Genomic DNA, 19,780 nt, shown 5'->3' with positions numbered 1-19,780 from the left:
CCTTGAAAAAGTTGTCCAAATCTGTTGCCATTCCATTAGTTTACATTATGTGGATTACTGTAATGCACAAATGCGACATAGATGTATTTCTTCAGCGAAAATAATAGCCTGGAAAAAATACCAAGCTATTATTTGTTTTGGTTATAATAGTGTTCTGATTTTTTACGTGGTTTAGGCTTATGATACAATTCGAGCTCCTTTTTATCTTTTGCTAAAGAGCGATAAAGTGAAATCATCATTAAGATAATGATAAATGAAAATGGAAAAGCTGCAACAATTAATGCATTTTGCAGGGCTTGCAGTCCACCACTAAATAAAAGAACTAAAGCGACAATGGACTGCGCAAACCCCCAAGTTAATTTGACAGCGGTAGGTGGTATGAGGGATCCATACGTTGTTTGCATTCCAAGTACAAATGTGGCGGAATCGGCAGACGTAATAAAAAATGTACTCACAAGCATAATGGCGACAATAGATAAGACTTTGGACCAAGGTAATTCATTGAAAATGGCAAATAACACTTCCTCAGTTGCCAACGTAGATAAATCAGTAGTTACGGCTTTTTGAACCTCGATGGCTGATGTACCGAATACAGCAAACCATATAAAGCTTACAAGGACGGGAAGCAATAAAACGCCAATGACAAATTCACGGATTGTTCTTCCTCTTGATACGCGGGCGATAAAAATACCTACAAATGGTGCCCATGAAATCCACCATGCCCAATAAAAGATTGTCCATCCATTAATCCAAGAACGGTTCTCTTCATTAAGTGGTGCAATACGGAAGCTCATTTGAACGATGTTTTGTATGTAGCCACCAAGCGAATCAGTAAACATGTTTAAGATGAGAAGTGTCGGTCCTACGATAAACAGTAAGATTAATAATGCAACGGCTAAAAGCATGTTTGCGTTACTTAAAATCTTGATTCCTTTTCCTAATCCAGTTGATGCTGAAATGATAAATAAAACAGTAACAGCTGCTACGATAATAAATTGAGTAGTAAAATTATTTGGTATTCCGAATAAAAAAGAGAGTCCTCCATTAATTTGTGTGGCGCCAAAACCTAAAGTTGTGGCAACCCCAACAACGGTTGCAACTACCGCTAACACATCGACAATTGTACCCAAAGTACCTTCCATTGCCTTTTTCCCTAAGACAGGTTTTAAGGTAGCGGAGATGAGACCGGGTTCTCCTTTACGAAAATTGAAGTAGGCTAATACTAATGCGACAATCGCGTAAATCCCCCATGCATGAATGCCCCAGTGGAAAAATGTGTACCGCATTGCCTCTTTTTGTGCTGCATTTGTGCCTCCTTCAGCTAGTGGAGGGGTCATATAGTGGGAAAGAGGTTCGGCTGCTCCCCAGAATACAAGACCAATGCCCATGCCAGCACTAAATAACATTGCAAACCAAGAAACTCTCGAAAACTCGGGTTTCTCATCAGGTTTCCCTAATGTGATGATGCCAACAGGACTGAAAATAAGGAAAATACAAAAAATGACAATGATCGTTACTAAAATTAAATAATACCAGCCAAAAGTCGTGGTCAGAAATGCTTGTAGATTTCCTGTTACGTTTTCAAAACTTTCTGGTGCAACAATACCAAATACGGCTGCTACGAGAACGATGATAACGGAAATCCAAAAAACGTTTGAAATGTTTTTCATCACAAATTCCTTTCTTACTAACAATTTACACGTATGTCCTTTAGTGAAAAAGAATGAGTTCTTAGTTTTCACGTAGCATCTCTTGTTCATTCTTTCCTTTCGTATTTTTGTTTATAACAGGATGAAAATGGTTACAACTTTTAAATAAAATAAAGCTATATTTTTAATAAATAAAAAGAAGCCGTTTGAATCCAAAAATTCAAAGAGCTTCTTTTTATAGTTTATTCATCAAATAAATTAAGCTGGTGTGTAATAGAACGATTGTCGATAATCACATTTAAATTTTTAGTGCTCCATTGTGCAATAGGAGCCGCAATTGCACGGGCAAGTTCAACAGGCACTGCATTCCCAATTTGCTTGTAAATTTTATCGAGTCGGTTGTTTGGGTTAACGGATACATTGTTGCCATCTGAGAACAAAAACCAATCCGGGAATGTTTGAATACGAGCGATTTCCTTAACAGAAAGTCGTCTGTGTTGGCTTTTTTCTCCTGGCAAAATCCACTGATCTTTTCCCAGCTTTTTCATTGCTTCGCCACCTGGATGTAAAGGGGCTTGTCTACCTGAGGCTTGAATCGTAAAACTTTGTTCATCCCAAGCTTTTTTTCGATTTCGAGAAAGATACATAGGAGAATAGCTACCTTCAAACCATTCGCCAGGATTTTCTTCTAAATCCCCAATTGCTTCTTTTAATGTAACATAGGGAAGTAGCCCCTCTTCTAAACCATGTGTTGGTTCAGGAAATTGGTAATCAAAATCAAGATCTTCACGTACACCGACTATAAAGACACGCTCTCTCATTTGAGGAACTCCATAATCTCGAGCATTAACCAGTTTATACTTAACAACATATCCTGCTGATTCAAAATCTTGAATGATTTGTTTAATTACTTCACCTTTGCCCAAAGTCAGCATCCCTTTTACATTTTCTGCAATGAAGAAACTTGGCTTTGTTTGCATCAGGCAACGGATAAAATGGATATATAAAAAATTGCGTTCATCATCAATTAAACGTGGACCGGCTTCACTAAATCCAGGACAAGGAAATCCCCCTAAGACAATATCACAATTAGGAAAATCCTTTATTTGGCGAATATCTTTTTCGTGTTGAATGACCGTGTCTGGGAAGTTGAGTTGATAGGATTGGTTCGCTTCCTTAAACATATCAACGGAATAAATCGTATGGAAAATACTTGAACTTCGGTAATATAAAAAATGGTCTCTAACTTTTAGTAGTTCGTTTGTTTTTTCTTTGCCAAGCGCTGCATCTAGACCTGCTATTTCTACCCCTAAATCTAAGCCACCGCACCCTGAGAAAAGACTAACTAGATTAAGCTTTTGAGTATGTCGATCAAACGATTCTACGATATCATTATCTGACAATAATTGAGCTTTAGCTTGTTCTTCTTGGATTTTATCAATTAATAAATTTTTAACTTGTTGTTGATCGTAATCTTTTAAGGGGCGGAACTTTGCTCTGCCTCGTTCTGCAATTTTCATGTTACGCACCTCCGATAATAATGTTTATTTTAACATGTCTTATGAGAAAAGGCCACTGAAATAATTTGTATAATATTTCTAAATGTTGAGATAAAATGTTTGTAATGGGGGGATGGGAATGTCGACACCGAGTAAAAGCGGAAAATTACATGTAATAAATGTTGGACAAGCAATCAATCATTATATAACGAATCAGTCCCTAGGTGATTTTTCAGAGTCTGTTCGCCAGACAGCTCAATATATCATTCAAATGTACCCACAGATTGGATACGTGACGACCAAATATAATACAACTCACCCTGATTTAAATCCAGATCTACTATTAACTCTACAAGATAAACAAGAAGTGAAAATTAATTTATTTTATATAAAAGGAAATGCGAAAGTCCAAGCAAAAAACATCGGGACGAAAAGCTTTTTACAAAAGTATTTTAAATCTGAAACGTTACAATTGGATTTTAATCAGTTTTTTGAGAAAGAGTACGTTACTTATTTGAAAAATATCGTTAACACGAAGGAAGTAGTGAATGACGAAGATTCAACTGCACAATTAAAAAAGATGATCGCCAACTACTACCCTAAATTTGTAGATGAAATCGACCCGTTTCGTAAAAATTTACTATTTGCCCTGCGAGAACACTGCTTTTATTTACTTAAACAACAATTCAATGAAAGAAGTTTAGGCATTCTAAATGCATTCAAGGAATTTTTACTAATAGATACAATCAATATTATAACGCGTTATCAAAGTGGGAACAAGTGTTTGTTGGTGGAGCAATGGAAAACAACAATTGATTCCACACAGGACATTTACCTTTACAAAAAGGGAATGACAACAGTGGGCATTCGGATAGGAAATGAAGCCGTTACTCTTCGTTTTAAATTCGAAAGCGGACCAACATCTTCTATTAAGTTGGCAACAAGTTATGACCACTTCCCAACTGAAGAAACAGTGATACAAGAAAACTTAAAATCAGTTCAAATGTTTGAATCCATCATAGAAAAGCACACACAAACTACTGAAGATAGCTTGAGCAATGCGATTGGAAAGTGTCATGAGGCAATGACGTATTATCGCATCCTAAAAGAAAATCCTACTATTAGCCAAGTAGATTCCCACGAATATCAAAACATGTTGATTAAATATTCGTCCAATGTGCCAACGAAAACATTACAAGACCTACACACATCATCCGAAAGTGCAGAGAAAGCAATACAAGAGTATTTGAAAACGAAATATAAAACCTTTGTAATAGAAAGTATTCAACTAATACCAGAAAGTTATTTAGAAAATCGTTTGGATACACGGGATTTATTAGTAATTCTACGTGTGAATAATCAATATGTAGAAGAAGGATTTTCATTAAAAGCCATCGCCAAAAATAAAGTAAAGATTACATCTAAAAATGCGGGAGCAGGTCAAATTTTAGGACCGAAATATTTTAACTGCGGGTCTTTAGATAAGGTCATCAAAGAAACCGAAACAGTTTTTAAACAAAATGGTATCAATCATATAGAATCACTGGAACGAGTTTCAATAGCAATAGGTGAAAGCTTACAAAAGACGACACAAGCCAATTTGAAAAAAGGTATAACAGCTATACTTGGACATGCCCCAACACTTGTGACAGTGTATACCATCAATAAAAGTAAAATGATTCAACATGGGGAAGTAAAAGGTGAAATCCACGTTTACCCTAACACCCCATCAGCCATTCAAACCACACTGCAATGGGATCAAAACCAAGAAGAGCTCACACTACGCGTCAAATTTAGCGGAGGTCAAAGCAAAGGATGGACTTCAGTGAAATTGGCTTGTGAGTATATGGTGGTGATTTGAAAGCAAACTTTTCAAGGACTTATTAGACTTAATCCATCTGATCCGTCAACTTAAGGATGCGTTATTTTTATGGTCAAAAGATAAAATTAATGTAGTAAAGATAGTATCAGTAATTAGAATAATGTAATGGCACCATTCCCTTTCAAAACGGGATTGAGCTAACCATTCTTGAGTTACGAAACTAGTACAAGTTAATTTTAGTGCGTGAGTTCGTATTCCTGAATCAAATCTTTTTGCTATTACCACGACCTAAATAATTACAAATAAAGGCTTTTTATAGGTGAAATAAGAAAGTCAAGAATATGCAAGGCAACAACTTGTACATTCTTGGCTTTTAAAATAGATTTTTATATTTACTTCACTAATACAAACGTATATTCTTTTTTCTTGATAATATAATTGCTTTGAAATATAATGAATACAGCATAATTAAACAATATTAACGTTTTGCTGTATTCAGGGAGGTGTTAAATTGAATTGCGTAGAGCCAATAAGAAGTGAAGAAGATATAGAAAATCTTAAAAAAGTATTAATCAATCAAAGTTATAGAGACTATTTCTTTTTTTTACTAGGAATTAATACTGGGTTAAAATTAACAGATTTGTTAAACCTTAAATTTAAAGATTTTAAAGAGCAGGAGGGGGTCATGTACTTAATAATAAATAATATAAAATACCCTGTGGCTAATATTGTTAAAGATTCTTTTTATACATATAAGAAAATAAGAAAAGAAAACATAGAAGATTGCTACGTATTTGCTAGTAGAAAGGGAAATGAACCCATTGATCGATCACATGCTTATCGAATATTAAATGATGCGGCACAAAAAATTGGATTGTCTTCCAAAGTAGGTACCCATACCCTTAGAAAAACATTTGGTTACCACTTTTATAAAAAGTATGGAGATTTGAAACACTTACAAAAATTATTTAATCATTCAACAAGTAAACAGACTTTAAATTATATAGGAATTTCTGAAGAAAATACACCCAAGAAGGTTATTGAACTAAATTTGTAGTAATTGGAAGGTGAAAGTGATTATGGCAGCTCGAGTGATAGATTTGTTTTGTGGTTGTGGTGGGATAAGTGAGGGTTTCAGGTTGGCTGGTTTTGAAATTGTTGGAGGGCTTGACTTCAACCAAGATGCAGTTGAAACCTTTAATAATAATTTCAAAAATGCTCAAGCCTATTGTGCTGATATAGAAAAGATTACGAATAATGAAATTCCCTTTATGTTTGATTTATTAGGTGATATCGACGTTATAGTTGGAGGTCCACCTTGTCAAGGGTTTTCATCAGCAAATAGATGGCATAAAGAAAAGGATGATCCTCGAAATAAATTATTCTTTGAATACATTAGATTCGTTGAAGTTCTTAAACCCAAGGTAGTATTAATAGAGAATGTAAGGGGGATTTTGACGAGGGATAACGGTTATGCAAAGAAAAAAATATATGAAATACTTGAAAGTGCCGGTTATCAGGTTGATAGTGCAGTTTTAGATGCTTCGGAGTATGGAGTGCCTCAAAAACGCTTAAGGGCATTTTTCCTAGCAACAAGAAACGATATTCCTCAAATTACTTTTAATAAATTAGTGAAAAAACAAAAAGTATTAGTTAAAGATGCAATTGGAGAGCTTTATAATTTAGAAGACTTAGCTGAAAAAGGTAGAGCTACCTATTATCTTAGTACAGATGCAAATAGTCCATATCGTAAGTATCTAAGAAATAAAGAAAATAAAATCGAAAATCATGAAATCAGGTATCCAGCGGAGATTCAACAACTAAGAATGTCTCACGTACCACAAGGTGGGAACTGGATGGATATACCAGACGAGTTATTTCCTAATCAAAGAAAAAACCGGCATTCCTCCGCATATAAAAGATTGAATGAAGAGGATGTTTCAGTAACAATTGATACTGGAAATGCACACAGTAACTATTTCCACACAATATATCATCGAATTCCAACAGTAAGAGAAGCAGCGAGACTACAATCATTTAAAGATGATTTTATTTTTTATGGTTCTAGGACAAGCCAGTACAGACAGGTAGGTAATGCAGTTCCTCCATTGTTGGCTAAATCAATTGCTAGCGTAATTAAGGAGGGAATCAAATGAATAAACCTAAAATAATAGATCTATTTAGTGGTGTTGGTGGATTTAGTTTGGGGTTTGAAATGGCTGGGTATGAAACAGTCTTTGCAATTGACTTTTGGAAGGATGCAATCCAAACGTATAATTTTAATAGAAAAAAAGACATTGCTGTTCATATGGATATCACGAAATTAACAAACGAACAACTAAAAAAATTAAAAACTGAACATGAGATTGAAGGTATTATTGGCGGTCCGCCTTGCCAAGGTTTTAGTACAGTGGGCACAAGAGATATTAATGATGAAAGAAATCATCTTTATTTAGAATATTACAGAGTTGTTAAAGAAATAATGCCTAAATTTTTTGTAATAGAAAATGTAAAAGGGCTACTTACGTTAAACAAAGGAATGTTTAAAGAGGATATCCTTAAAAGGTTTGGGGAATTAGGCTATAAAATAGCTGAACCTCAAGTACTTAATGCTGCTAATTATGGAGTTCCACAAAATAGACATCGTGTATTTTTTGTAGGGGTTTTAGATGGTCACTTTGAGTACCCGCCTACAAGTGGAAAAAAAGTATCCACACTAGAAGCACTATCAGATTTACCATCATTAGATAATATAGAAAACTATGCTGAAAGTTATAATTACAACTTCGAGCCTGAAAATAGTTTCCAAGCATTAATGCGGAAAAATTCTACAAAAGTCTTTAATCATAATGATACCAATCATACCTCACAAACAATTGATATAATATCAATGGTACCTGATGGTGGTTCAATAAAAGATTTACCTCCAGAATATTGGGAGGTTCGTAAATATAATAAAGCTTTTCAAAGAATGAATAGTCAGCAACCATCGCATACAATAGATACAGGACATAGAAACTATTTCCACTATAGTGAAAATAGAGTACCATCTATTAGGGAATGTGCTAGAATACAATCATTTCCAGATGATTTTATCTTTACAGGTGCTAAATCAAGTCAATATAAACAAGTAGGAAATGCAGTTCCGCCGTTATTGGCATATCAAATAGCAACACAACTCCTTAATCGCAATAATTGCGATGACATAACTGTGAAAGTAAATTCTGATAGTAACTTGCAGTTAAGCTTGAGTTTAAGTTAATAATGTATAAAAGAGACTAAAAAGTTTACCCTGTTTTTAGTCTCTTTTTTTGCATATAATTAAGTAGTTGGAATAATTTTACTGATATTAAGTAAATGGATGATAGAGAAATTATATTGAGGAAATTAAGTTAATGGGGGCGATTCCATGTCTATACAATTAAAAGTTGGCGGGAAAGATATTATTCTTGAATATTATTTTGGTTGGTCTGAACCAGGGCGAAGCCCGGAGCTGAATTTTGAAGATGAAAGTGATTTACCTATACAAATATTAAAGATCTGTGAATTCTTACAAGATATTGCAAGAACCCATAAAACCTTTAGTGCATCCCTCTTACAAGAACATACGGGTTATTCACCAAGTGCTTGGAGGCAAGTACGCCCGATTATGATGAAAATGGGTATCCTAAATTGTCGTATAAGTGAAAATAAAAAAATAAGTTCTGATAACCCAGTTTCAGAAATAGGCAATACATTTAATTTATTGACAAAAAAGAGAAGGGCGAATAAAGAGAATTATCATCAGTTAAAAGAGGTACACCAAATGGTTTGGGCGGATATGCTTATGTTTTACCAAACTGACAATCCTGAAGGGTTGTATCCTGTAAGAGCCATTTTAAGGGCAGTTGAAAGAAATGGCTATTTAGATAGAACTGAGTGGGATATAATGACTACCTTTATTGAAAGAAATGATGATAGTTTTCAAGAACAAATTGTAGATACATTCATAAATCATTACAGACAGGAACCAGAGTTATTTACAGGAATTCAAAGAATACCAGGGGTGAAAAAAGGACCAAAGAGTGCTAGACAGTCTGTACAAAATAACCGAAATACTTATTGGAATAACTTAAGACAGGCTGGGTTAATTAAAATAGAAAAGAAAGAAATTGATGGGGAACTATCAGATGTTATAGTTATTGATTATCGATTCGAAGATATTGTTAATGCTATTCTAAGTAATGACTTTTTTGAGGCGATTTCTAAGGGGGACTAATTGAATGGATCATATAAAGTCGAGAAATCAATTTTATAATAATATAGCTAAAGTTATTGAAGAAAAAACAATCAAAGAAAAAGATAAAGAAAAATTTGAGAGTAAAGTAGTAAAAGAAGTGGAGCACTCCAAACTTTATGCCCCCTCTAATGATACTTATATTATTGAAAGTGAAGGCGATCCAAAGTCGCTAAACATCCTGCTTAATTCTAAGAGTAAGATTGGCGATTTAGTTTATATAAAAAAGACCAATGAACCATTAATTACAAGTATAGTTCTCATTACTGAAATTAAGGCGAATGGTGAGGTTGCTTTTTATATTATTGATTCTTTTGAACCGGCAGTGGAAATAGACGACATTGATGAACTACTTAGAGGAGAGTAAGTATGACGATAACAGAACTAACAAATGATAAAAAAGGAGTATTATTAAATAAAATTTTGGCAAGTAAACCAAGGAACAGAATAATTTATGGAGCACCTGGTACAGGAAAAAGTAATCAAATTGAGCGTGAAGCTAAATTTTATTTCGCATCTTCTCATTATGAACGTATTACCTTTCATCCTAACTATTCATATAGCCATTTTATGGGCTCGTATAAACCGGTTGTTTTGTATAAATCTAATTCGTCTGATTCAAAGGAGCAATATTATAAATCAGACAAGTTGACACCAGTTTCTACTAATTTAGAACCTGTTATTATTTATGAATTTGTTCCTGGACCATTTTTAAAAATGCTAATTAGGGCACAAAAATCAATTCAACAAGGAAAGAACGAGAATTTTCTGCTTATAATTGAAGAAATAAATCGTGCAAATACTGCTGCTACTTTTGGGGATATATTTCAACTCCTAGACCGAAATGATAATCATGATAGTGAGTACCCCATTTTTTTAACAGAAGAAATTCAAAATTATCTAATAAGTGAGGGCGTTGATCAATCATTTGCTCTTAATACAATAATCCCCCATAACCTCTATATTTGGGCAACAATGAACAATTCGGATCAAGGTGTAAATCCCTTAGATACAGCTTTTAAGAGACGATGGAGTTTTGAATATTTAGAGTTAAACAAGTATAAAGATGTTGTGGAGGATTGGGAGATTTCTTTGAAATTTTTAAATTCACCAATTAAATGGAATGAATTTCGAGATAAAATAAATAATGTTTTGAAAGACTTTGTTCCGGAAGATAAGTTATTAGGACCATTTTTCTTGAATAAAAATGAACTAAAACAAAATAATGCGATTAAAAACAAGTTACTTCTTTATTTACGAGAGGACGCTATGAGAATGAACCCCAAAAAGTTATTCAAATTCAATTCGTTCTATGAAATTGTTGAACAGTATGATCGGGGAGAAAATGTCTTCAATTTTAACTTTTAAGGTGATTCGCCATGAATAAATTATTTCGAAAAGTTTTTATGGTTGAAAACCAGAAACGAGATTTCAACGAATTTAAAAATAACTTTGGGTTAGAAATAATTAATGAATTATTAAAACAACAAATCATAAGTGTGAATGATAAAGGTGGAAATATTACATTTAACTTTGTTGGGGTTGTAACATACGGGAATTATATTTTTTGTATATTACCAAAATATCTGGATTATTATGAAATCTTAAAAGTCAATATGTCCATCTTTTCAGATATTATAAATGTAATAAAAAAATACAATAAAGAGACACCTTCTGATATGGATATACTTACTGAAAAGATAAATGATGAGTATGTAAGTGTTATTCCAATTGTTGATTTTTTATTAAGGGATTTCTATCAACATAATTATTTATCATACTTTAATGAGATTATTTCTTTGAATGGAGAAGATGAGATTCATTGGCAAAAAACAACAGATGAGATGTATGCCTTTATAATCGATAATACACCATATTACTTTGATATGTATCGAATACAAAGAAATGAAGAAATTGACACAATGGTAAATAAAATTCATAAGGCTGTTATAGTTGAGTGTATCGAAAGATTTTCAGACATTTTAGGATATAGCTTCGATTATACGGCTTATGATAATACAATCCTTTTATCAGATTTAGGTGATAAAGATACAATTTTGTATGTATTAAAATCAAGGTTGTCCCTATCTTACTATGATCGGGAAATATCAGTAATCAAGTCTTTAATTCGGTTTATAGAAAATTGGTATGAGAAAAGCAACGAAGTTTTTATTTATGGTACTAAAGAATTTGAATATGTTTGGGAAGATATTTGTAAAAAAATCTTTAAACATAAATTGGATCCAGCTATGCCAAACAATGTATGGAAATCATATGATTATCGTTTCTTGAGGCATGAATTAAAACAAACACTCATACCAGACATAGTTCTAGAGGAAAAGGATCTATATGGGACTGGTTCATTAATTTTAGCAGATGCAAAATATTATAATATTAAATTTAGTGCAAACAATAAAACAATCATTAATAAGCCTGGAATAGGTGATGTCTTAAAACAATTTATGTATGAAAGAGCTCTTCTTCAATCGAAAGATCATATAAATAAAGTATTTAATATTTTATTATTCCCTACTTTATCAAGCGACTTTATTAATATAATTGGAGAAGTGAGTATAGAGCATCCTGGTTTAAAGAATGAAAAAGTTTTTTTAGAATATAAACCGATACAATTAGTCACCCTTTCAACTGATATAATGTTTGAAAAATATTTAAATAATTCAACGTTGGAAATAGAGGAGATTGAACGTCTTATAGACCTGTTGGTTGCGTATACTAAAAAAAGTAAAAGAATCAATTATGACGAGTATTAATTGAAAATATAATTACAATAGTTTTACAATATGATACATTTTTTAACATTGGTTACACGAATAAAAACAAACTAACTGCTTTAGTAAAGTAGTTTGTAAATTAGACACGCCTCCAAATCATATTTATCTCTACTAAAAATCAAAAGGTTTTAATTTCACCCTATTAAATATTGATGAAGAAGAATAAAATTTTTAGCAGCAAACTGACAATGGTTTGTTGCTTTTTTAGTTTCTAAAGTGTAAGGGTTAGCAGCAAATTTCGCCAAAAGGAAAAAGGATCGAATTGCTAAACTTTAACAGTTTAATTGTCGGAGATATTAAGTAGCATTATTTACAGTTATAAGGAAAAAACATTACCTTATTTTTACAAACTTGTAATCATGAGTTAATATAGTATATTATTCTAGTAAAAATATACTAAGTTTTAGTATATAATAGATCTATAATAGTGACTTAATAAAATTAAATATTATAGTATAAATTCCATTGAATGTCAAATCAACCTTATTTTTAATACTATTTTATGATTCGTTTAATTTTAATATTCGATACTAAACAAGATTAATATAAACGGAGGAGTGTAAATATTGATTACAGAAGTAGTTAGACCGAACGTGAAGAATTTTACTAAATCATTAAGAGATATGGGTTATACATTCGAAATTGCGGTGGCAGATATTTTAGACAATAGTATATCAGCGAATACTAAAAATATAGAAATAATTGCCCTTGATACACCAAGTATGACTTTAGCGTTGTTAGATGACGGTAACGGAATGGATGAAGAAGAATTAATTGAAGCAATGAGATTAGGTAGTAAAGATCCGGATGAAGAACGGAAGAAATTTGATTTGGGGAGATTCGGCTTAGGACTTAAAACTGCATCATTTTCTCAATGCAAAAAATTAACTGTTATTAGTAAGAGAGAGAAAGAAATTCATGCAAGGCAATGGGATTTAGACTATATAGAAGACACAGATGAATGGAACTTAATAACGCCAAATATTAAAGACTTAGTAGAATTACCATTATTTAGAGAATTAAATAATCAAACTAAAGGTACATTGGTTATTTGGGAATCTATTGATGCAATTAAAAAAGAAGATTTCTATGACAATATCTATAAATTAAGAGAGCATTTATCAATAGTGTTTCATAGATTTATTGAAGGAAGTATTAGAGGGAAGAAGATAAATGTTATAGTAAACAAAATTCCTTTACAAGCATTTAATCCATTTAATGAAAAAAATGATGCAACACAATGTTTATTTGAACAACGTATAGTAATTAATAATGATGTGATTTCTGTACAACCGTTTATATTACCACATCATTCGAAAATGTCTTCTCAGGAATATGAACGGTATGCAACGTCAGAAGGTTATACAAAATCTCAGGGCTTCTATTTATATAGAGGAGGAAGATTATTAATTCATGGAACTTGGTGGGGATTACATAAAGTTGGTGATGTACATAGATTAGTAAGGATAAAGGTTGATATACCAAATAATCAGGATCATCTATGGCATATAGATATTAAAAAATCAACAGCTAATCCAGAGGGAAACATAAAAAAGGAATTAAAAAAAATACTTGGCCAAGTGTTAGAGCGAGGTTCAAGACCATACACTGGTCGCAGTAAAAAAATAGAAGATAAGACTACAACAAGGTTTTGGGAAGTAGAACATATAAATGATGGTATACGATTTACCATAAACAAAGAGCATCCAATACTACATCAAATTAAAGAATTAGGTGTAAAAGATCAGAATGAACTATTAGATGCCTATTTAAAAGGGATTGAAGCTTATTTACCATTGTCTGCAATTCAGTCTCATATGATGACAGAGCCTCATAAAATTAAACAAGAGAATTCTATGGCCTTTAATGAAATTTACGATTTAGCACAAAAATTAAAATCTATGAATCTTTCTAAAGATTATATTGACCAGATATTGAAAACAGAAGTATTTAAAGATCATAAGGAGTTGTTATTGGATGAATAATAGTTATCAAGATATTAAAGAGTACCTAAGGTCATTACTAAAAAAAGTTGATAGTCCATTACCAATTGGTAAAATTGAAGAGCAAATTCAAATTACTAAAAATTTGTTAGGTACTCTCGGACCAGATGTTTTTTCTCAATTTACACTAATTCAATCTGTAGAGCCTCTAACTGATGATGAATGGAATCGTATGGCTAGAGAGTTAGAAACACACTTTGACGTTGAAATGAGACCAGGAGCAATAGTGCAAGGGGAAGAACAACAAAAAAGGTCTGATCCAACTTGGTGGTCTAACAAAGTTAAAATTTCTAGAGAAACATACTTTTGGAGTCGTTATAAAGAATATATGGGGGATTCTCTTCCTACAGAAGTAATTAATACAATGGATATAGATACTGATGTAATTATGAATAACTTAGAAGATCCTTCATCTCAAGAGTTTTCAAAATATGGAATGGTAGTTGGTCACGTACAATCTGGGAAAACTGCTAACTACGCAGCATTAGTGTGTAAGGCAGCTGATGCTGGTTATAAATTTATCGTGGTTATTGCAGGCGGTATGAACAATCTGAGAAATCAAACCCAAAAGCGTATGAATGAAGCTTTTACTGGAAATGACAAAGGTGTTAAAGTTGGAGTAGGTAAGCAGGGGAATTATAAGAAAGAAATTGCACCAATTAGTCTAACAACTAATGAAAAGGATTTTAATAAACAAGATGCTGATCAGAATTCACAGGGCCTAAGTTTTGATAATATTAATAGTCCGGTCATCATCGTAATTAAGAAAAACACTAGTACTTTACGTAACGTTATTAAGTGGTTAGAGTCGCAATATAATCATGGCATTTCAGATCATGCTGTATTAGTAATTGATGATGAATCTGATTATGCCTCCATAAATACAAAAGAAGATGAGGACCCAACAAAAATTAATGAAAGAATTCGAAAACTTTTAAGTTTATTCAAGAAAAGTGCATATGTTGCATATACCGCTACCCCATATGCAAATATTTTCATTGATCACCAGGCAACAAATGATGATATTGGGGATGATTTATTTCCAAAGGATTTTATTTATGCGCTAGATGCACCTACTAATTATTTTGGAGCAAAGAGGATTTTCTTAGATCCTACAAAAAAGTATTTAGTTCCAGTTAAGGATTATCAAGATATAATTCCAGCAAAGCATAAGAAAGATCATATAATAACAAATCTACCTGAGACTCTTCAGGAAGCAATAAGATTATTCATTCTAAATATTTCTATAAGGCATCTAAGGGGACAACAAAATAAACATAATAGTATGTTAGTACATGTTACGAGATTTACCGCTGTACATAGAAATATTACCAATAAAATAACAGAGTATTTTGATCAAATAAAAAAAATTATTACTTTATATGGAGGATTTGAAAGTCCTGAAAATAGACATATCCTACTTGAATTACTTAAAGAAACTTTTGATAAACACCATAGTAATGTCGAGTTTCAATGGGAAATAGCTATAAAAAAAGTGACGGAAATTATAGATTCTATCGTAATTCGAGAAGTTCATACTGAGACTAAAATCCCTTTAGAGTACAGAGATGATATTGTTACTAACGCCATAGTTATTGGTGGATCAAGCTTATCTCGTGGATACACGTTAGAAGGTCTAAGTGTAAGTTATTTTTTAAGAACGACTATTTTCTATGATACTTTAATGCAAATGGGTAGATGGTTTGGCTATCGAACAGATTATGAAGATTTATGTAAAATCTATATGACGGAAACTATGTTTGATAGTTTTAAAATAATTATTGAAGCAACATTAGATTTAATGGATAGTCTTAAGGAGATGGAAAAGTTCGGTAAAACACCTAAAGACTTTGGTTTAGCAGTTCAGCAACATCCTGATAGCGGACTTCAAGTAACTGCGAGGAATAAATTAAAAAATACAGGTGAAATTTACTTTGAAATGAAATTAGATGGACATTTAAAGGAAACTGGTTGGATTCCGGCGACCGATGAAATAAGACTTAAAAATATCAACGAAATAAAAAAACTTGTAAATTCATTGGGTAATAATTTTGAAAAAAAGAAAAATAACTTAGTTTGGAAAGATGTTGATAAAACAATAGTTTCTAATTTTCTAAGTCAATATCATACATTCGATTTATCAACAGATCAGTTTGGAATGCGTTCTCGCATGCCAATCAATTTTATTAAAGAATACGTTAATAAAGTTAATATTAATTGGGATATTGTTTTATATAGTGGTACTTCAGAAGAAGTATTTCCTGTTAATGATGACGTACAAGTTCAACAGCAAAGACGTAAAGTTGAAAAACGAGGAGAATTCTTTGAAGTTCTTAAAAGACAAGTCTCTTCAGGTAATGCAGAAGAAGTAACATTGACTGAAGAAGATTTAGAAACTTTGAAAAGGGAAAAATTATTCTATGAACAATCAAAAGATGAAAATGGGGAAACGGAAGCGGATAAATTTAGTAGAAGGAGAGTTGTGCGTTCACTACTTAAAAAGCCAATTTTGATGCTACATATCTTAGAAGCATCTATTACTAATGAAGAGGGTGACAATTTTGTTACTTTACCTGCATTCGGAATAAGTTTCCCCGGCGGAATTAACAGTGGTAACAAAAATATTAAGTTGAAGGTTAATTCAGTTTATATAGCCGAAGAATTAAAAGAGGAAGAAAGCGATGATTAATAATCCTTGGGAAAATATTAATTACGGATCTAGAAGAAGAGCGATTGCACATTTAGATATATTTTGGATTAAAGAAAGTACAGGTGACTACGGAGTTTGTATTGAGGTACCTACAAAAGAACAAATACAGTTAGATAGTATCGCTTTAAAAGATATAGAAGTAATTAAAAGCTTAAATGCTCAACAAGAAAAATTTGAATGGTACTTAATTTTACGTAATAAAGAAGAATGGGAAATATTTCTGGTATTATGTGAAGATCTAATTAAGTCGGCGATTAGTATTGAAAATGAATTATCCATGTTAGCCGTAACCGAAATTAGATTAAAGAGATGGCAAAATTTATTGAAAAAGAAATTAAGTAATAAATTACCATTAGAAGTGCAAATGGGATTATATACAGAATTACTTTTTTTGTATAATCAAGTAATTCCAAAAATAGGTCCAACCCATGCTATTAATTCTTGGGTTGGACCAGATTATGATAAACAAGACTTTTTACTTGATGATAGAACAGTAGAAATCAAGTCTTACAAAACAACCAAAGGCGAAAAGGTCACTATTTCTTCTAAGGAACAACTAAATTCGCCAAAAGATGCATTGTATCTGGTTGCATATGCTTTAACAAATGGTAAAAATGGAGAGAACATTGCTCAACTTGTAAATAAAATCAGTGCGGTTCTAATTAGCAATGCGCAATACTCTACTTTAGAGTTATTTGAATTAAAACTAATGGATTTTGGATATTCTCCAATTATTCATAAAGAGGAAGATTTATTTATGTTTATTGTAGATAAAATTTCTTCTTATAAAGTTAAAGAAGATTTCCCAAAGTTAACTAATATGGAGATTCCCCTTGGAATTGTAGCTTTAAAGTATCAAATTGATTTAACAAAATGTTCTAATTATGAAGTTGCATTTGAAAGCATTTTAGATGGAGTGAGTTAAATGGCAACAATTGAAGAGTTTCATATAGATTTTCTTCAGACTATATTATCTGAAGCAGATAGTAGAGGTTTATTCAATTCACAGTCTTTTTATGAGATAGTGTGCGAAGAATTGGTGTCTACTGGGGAATTGACAGTTAATTATACAGAGGCAGATTACTTAAAAATAGGTGGACGTTCACCTATGGAAGCATGTGGTTATGACTTTGATGAGGAACGAGGAATTTTATCAGTTTTAGTACATCAATTCTATCAAACTAATACAATAGAAACTATAACGAGACAAACTATTGAACAAAAATTTAATCGAGTTAAAAATTTTATAATTAGTAGTTTTGAAGGGCTTTATAAAAAATTAGAACAAACATCGCCTGCATACTCAATGACCTATTTCATATTTTCCAAATTCGAACGTAAAGAAATAAAAAAAATCAGATTGTTTTTAGTTAGTGACGGGAAGATAACAAGAACTTTTAGGTCAATTAATGCTGAAGGTATAGCAGGTATAACCTTAGAGTACCGTATCGTTGACATAGAGTATTTATACAAAAATCATATATCCCAAAATTCTGATAGCTCTTTTGAAGTAGAAATGAATTTACCTTGTTTAAGAATCCCGATTGAATCAGATAAGTATTCTTCGTATCTATCATATTTTACTGGTGATCAACTAGTTGATATATATGAAAACTTTGGTCAAAGATTACTAGAACAAAATGTCCGTACATTTCTTCAGTTTAAAGGTGGTGTCAACAAAGGGATAAGAAACACAATTGAAGGCGCTCCTGAAATGTTCTTTGCCTATAACAATGGCATCACAGCAACGGCTTCAAAACTTGAATTTGATCATGATGGTAATATTAGAAAAATTCATAACTTGCAAATTGTTAATGGTGGACAGACTACATCTTCAATTTATGCAGCAAAAAAAAATGCTAAACTAGATGTCTCAAATGTAACTGTACAAATGAAAATTTCCGTAGTAGGTTCTGAGGAAAATCATTCAGATTTCGTTTCTAAAGTGGCAGAATATGCGAATACACAAAATAAAGTTAATAAATCTGATTTTTTCTCTAATAGTCCGTTCCATAAAGAATTCAAACAATATTCATCTAGACTTTGGGCGCCTATGTCATCTGGTTCTCAAAAAATGACTAGGTGGTTTTACGAGAGAGTACGTGGAGAGTATTTAAATGAGCAAGCATATTTAACAAAAGCTAAGCAAAAACAATTCCAATTAGAAAACCCGAAATCTCAAGTTGTAGATAAGACTTTCCTTTCTAAAAGTGAGAATGCTTGGTTACAAAAACCTGATATAGTATGTCGTGGGGCACAATATAGTTTTGCAGATTTTGCAGTTTATATTACAGATTTATTGGAAAAAGATAATTTGGCTATTACAGAGAATTATTTTAAGGATTCAATTGCTAGAGTGATTTTATTTAAAGCAGTTGAAAAGTTAATTTCTCAATCTGATTGGTATAATGGTGGCTATAGGGCTCAAACTGTAGCGTATACAATTTCTTACTTGTCTTGGTTTACTAGGAGTAAGCAAAAAAAGTATTTTAATTTTAATGAAATCTGGACATCCCAAAAGATAGAAGATGATTTAATAGATGTATTAAAAGTAGTTACTAAAGAAGTTTACAATAGTATTACGAACCCACCGTTTGGACACGCTAACGTATCTCAGTGGTGTAAAAAGCAAGAGTGTTGGAAAGAAATTAAAAAAATGAATATAGAAGAAATTAAAATTCCTTCAAGATATTATTTAGAATCAGAAGAAGTTCAATATATTAAAAAAGAAGTTGTGACAGAGAAGAAGATGGATTCAGGAATAGAAATACAAACTTTTGTATATGAGTTAGGAGTCGAAAAGTGGAATAGATTATATGAGTATTTTTCTTTAAGAGAAAATAGATCCACTATTACTTTAACTCAGTTTGATATTCTAAAAAAGGTTGCAAAAGGCAATATAGTATTACCTTCTGAAAAACAAGCTAACATCCTATTTAAACTTTATGAGAAAGCTATCAACGAGGGGTTAATATTATAGAATTCTAAGCGCTTGAGTTTAATTTCAAGTGCTTTATTTCTTATGAATA

At 32.0% G+C, this 19,780-nt stretch carries 14 protein-coding genes; 12 read left to right on the top strand and 2 right to left on the bottom strand.

Features of this window, described 5'->3' with window-relative positions:
* Window positions 1-128 precede the first annotated feature (128 nt).
* A complete protein-coding gene (locus tag EK386_RS07465) occupies window positions 129-1,670 on the bottom strand; it encodes a glycine betaine uptake BCCT transporter (protein WP_126658504.1) in 1,542 nt (513 codons plus the stop codon).
* A 221-nt stretch (window positions 1,671-1,891) separates the two neighbouring features.
* Window positions 1,892-3,169, bottom strand: a complete 1,278-nt coding sequence (locus EK386_RS07460) for a DNA cytosine methyltransferase (RefSeq protein ID WP_126658502.1) — start codon at window positions 3,167-3,169, stop codon at window positions 1,892-1,894.
* Window positions 3,170-3,287: 118 nt separating this feature from the next.
* Between EK386_RS07460 and EK386_RS07455 the strand changes: the two genes are divergently transcribed.
* The 12 genes from EK386_RS07455 (at window position 3,288) to EK386_RS07400 (ending at window position 19,731) form a co-directional block, all read left to right on the top strand.
* The gene (locus tag EK386_RS07455) at window positions 3,288-5,009 is read left to right on the top strand and encodes a hypothetical protein (RefSeq protein WP_126658500.1); all 1,722 of its coding nucleotides are present in this window, start codon (window positions 3,288-3,290) and stop codon (window positions 5,007-5,009) included.
* A 472-nt stretch (window positions 5,010-5,481) separates the two neighbouring features.
* Entirely contained in the window at window positions 5,482-6,027 is a 546-nt protein-coding gene (locus tag EK386_RS07450; RefSeq protein WP_126658498.1) for a tyrosine-type recombinase/integrase, read from the top strand.
* Window positions 6,028-6,049: 22 nt separating this feature from the next.
* The gene (locus EK386_RS07445) at window positions 6,050-7,126 is read left to right on the top strand and encodes a DNA cytosine methyltransferase (protein WP_126658496.1); all 1,077 of its coding nucleotides are present in this window, start codon (window positions 6,050-6,052) and stop codon (window positions 7,124-7,126) included.
* A complete protein-coding gene (locus tag EK386_RS07440; RefSeq protein WP_126658494.1) occupies window positions 7,123-8,232 on the top strand; it encodes a DNA cytosine methyltransferase in 1,110 nt (369 codons plus the stop codon). Before EK386_RS07445 ends, EK386_RS07440 begins: the two co-directional genes overlap by 4 nt.
* A 147-nt stretch (window positions 8,233-8,379) precedes the next feature.
* Complete coding sequence (locus EK386_RS07435) at window positions 8,380-9,228, top strand: hypothetical protein (RefSeq protein WP_126658492.1); 849 nt, start codon at window positions 8,380-8,382, stop codon at window positions 9,226-9,228.
* Between the two features lie 4 nt (window positions 9,229-9,232).
* Complete coding sequence (locus EK386_RS07430; protein WP_126658490.1) at window positions 9,233-9,613, top strand: hypothetical protein; 381 nt, start codon at window positions 9,233-9,235, stop codon at window positions 9,611-9,613.
* A gap of 2 nt (window positions 9,614-9,615) precedes the next feature.
* A complete protein-coding gene (locus tag EK386_RS07425; RefSeq protein ID WP_126658488.1) occupies window positions 9,616-10,614 on the top strand; it encodes an AAA family ATPase in 999 nt (332 codons plus the stop codon).
* An 11-nt stretch (window positions 10,615-10,625) separates the two neighbouring features.
* Window positions 10,626-12,017, top strand: coding sequence for an LlaJI family restriction endonuclease (locus EK386_RS07420; RefSeq protein ID WP_126658486.1), 1,392 nt, complete (start codon window positions 10,626-10,628; stop codon window positions 12,015-12,017).
* Window positions 12,018-12,604: 587 nt separating this feature from the next.
* Window positions 12,605-14,023 carry an ATP-binding protein gene (locus EK386_RS07415; protein WP_126658485.1) on the top strand — a complete coding sequence of 473 codons (1,419 nt, stop codon included), beginning with the start codon at window positions 12,605-12,607 and terminating at the stop codon, window positions 14,021-14,023.
* Window positions 14,016-16,730: a Z1 domain-containing protein gene (locus EK386_RS07410; RefSeq protein ID WP_126658483.1), complete on the top strand. Its 2,715-nt coding sequence runs from the start codon at window positions 14,016-14,018 to the stop codon at window positions 16,728-16,730. The genes EK386_RS07415 and EK386_RS07410 overlap by 8 nt, the downstream gene beginning before the upstream one ends.
* Window positions 16,723-17,676 (top strand): PD-(D/E)XK motif protein, encoded by a 954-nt coding sequence (locus EK386_RS07405; protein ID WP_126658481.1) that lies wholly within the window; start codon window positions 16,723-16,725, stop codon window positions 17,674-17,676. Before EK386_RS07410 ends, EK386_RS07405 begins: the two co-directional genes overlap by 8 nt.
* Window positions 17,677-19,731 (top strand): AIPR family protein, encoded by a 2,055-nt coding sequence (locus EK386_RS07400; RefSeq protein WP_126658480.1) that lies wholly within the window; start codon window positions 17,677-17,679, stop codon window positions 19,729-19,731.
* The last annotated feature ends 49 nt before the right edge of the window (window positions 19,732-19,780 follow it).

The organism is Lysinibacillus antri, assembly GCF_003977595.1.
GTDB classification, from domain to species: domain Bacteria; phylum Bacillota; class Bacilli; order Bacillales_A; family Planococcaceae; genus Ureibacillus; species Ureibacillus antri.
This window is presented reverse-complemented; position numbering and strand designations above follow the sequence as displayed.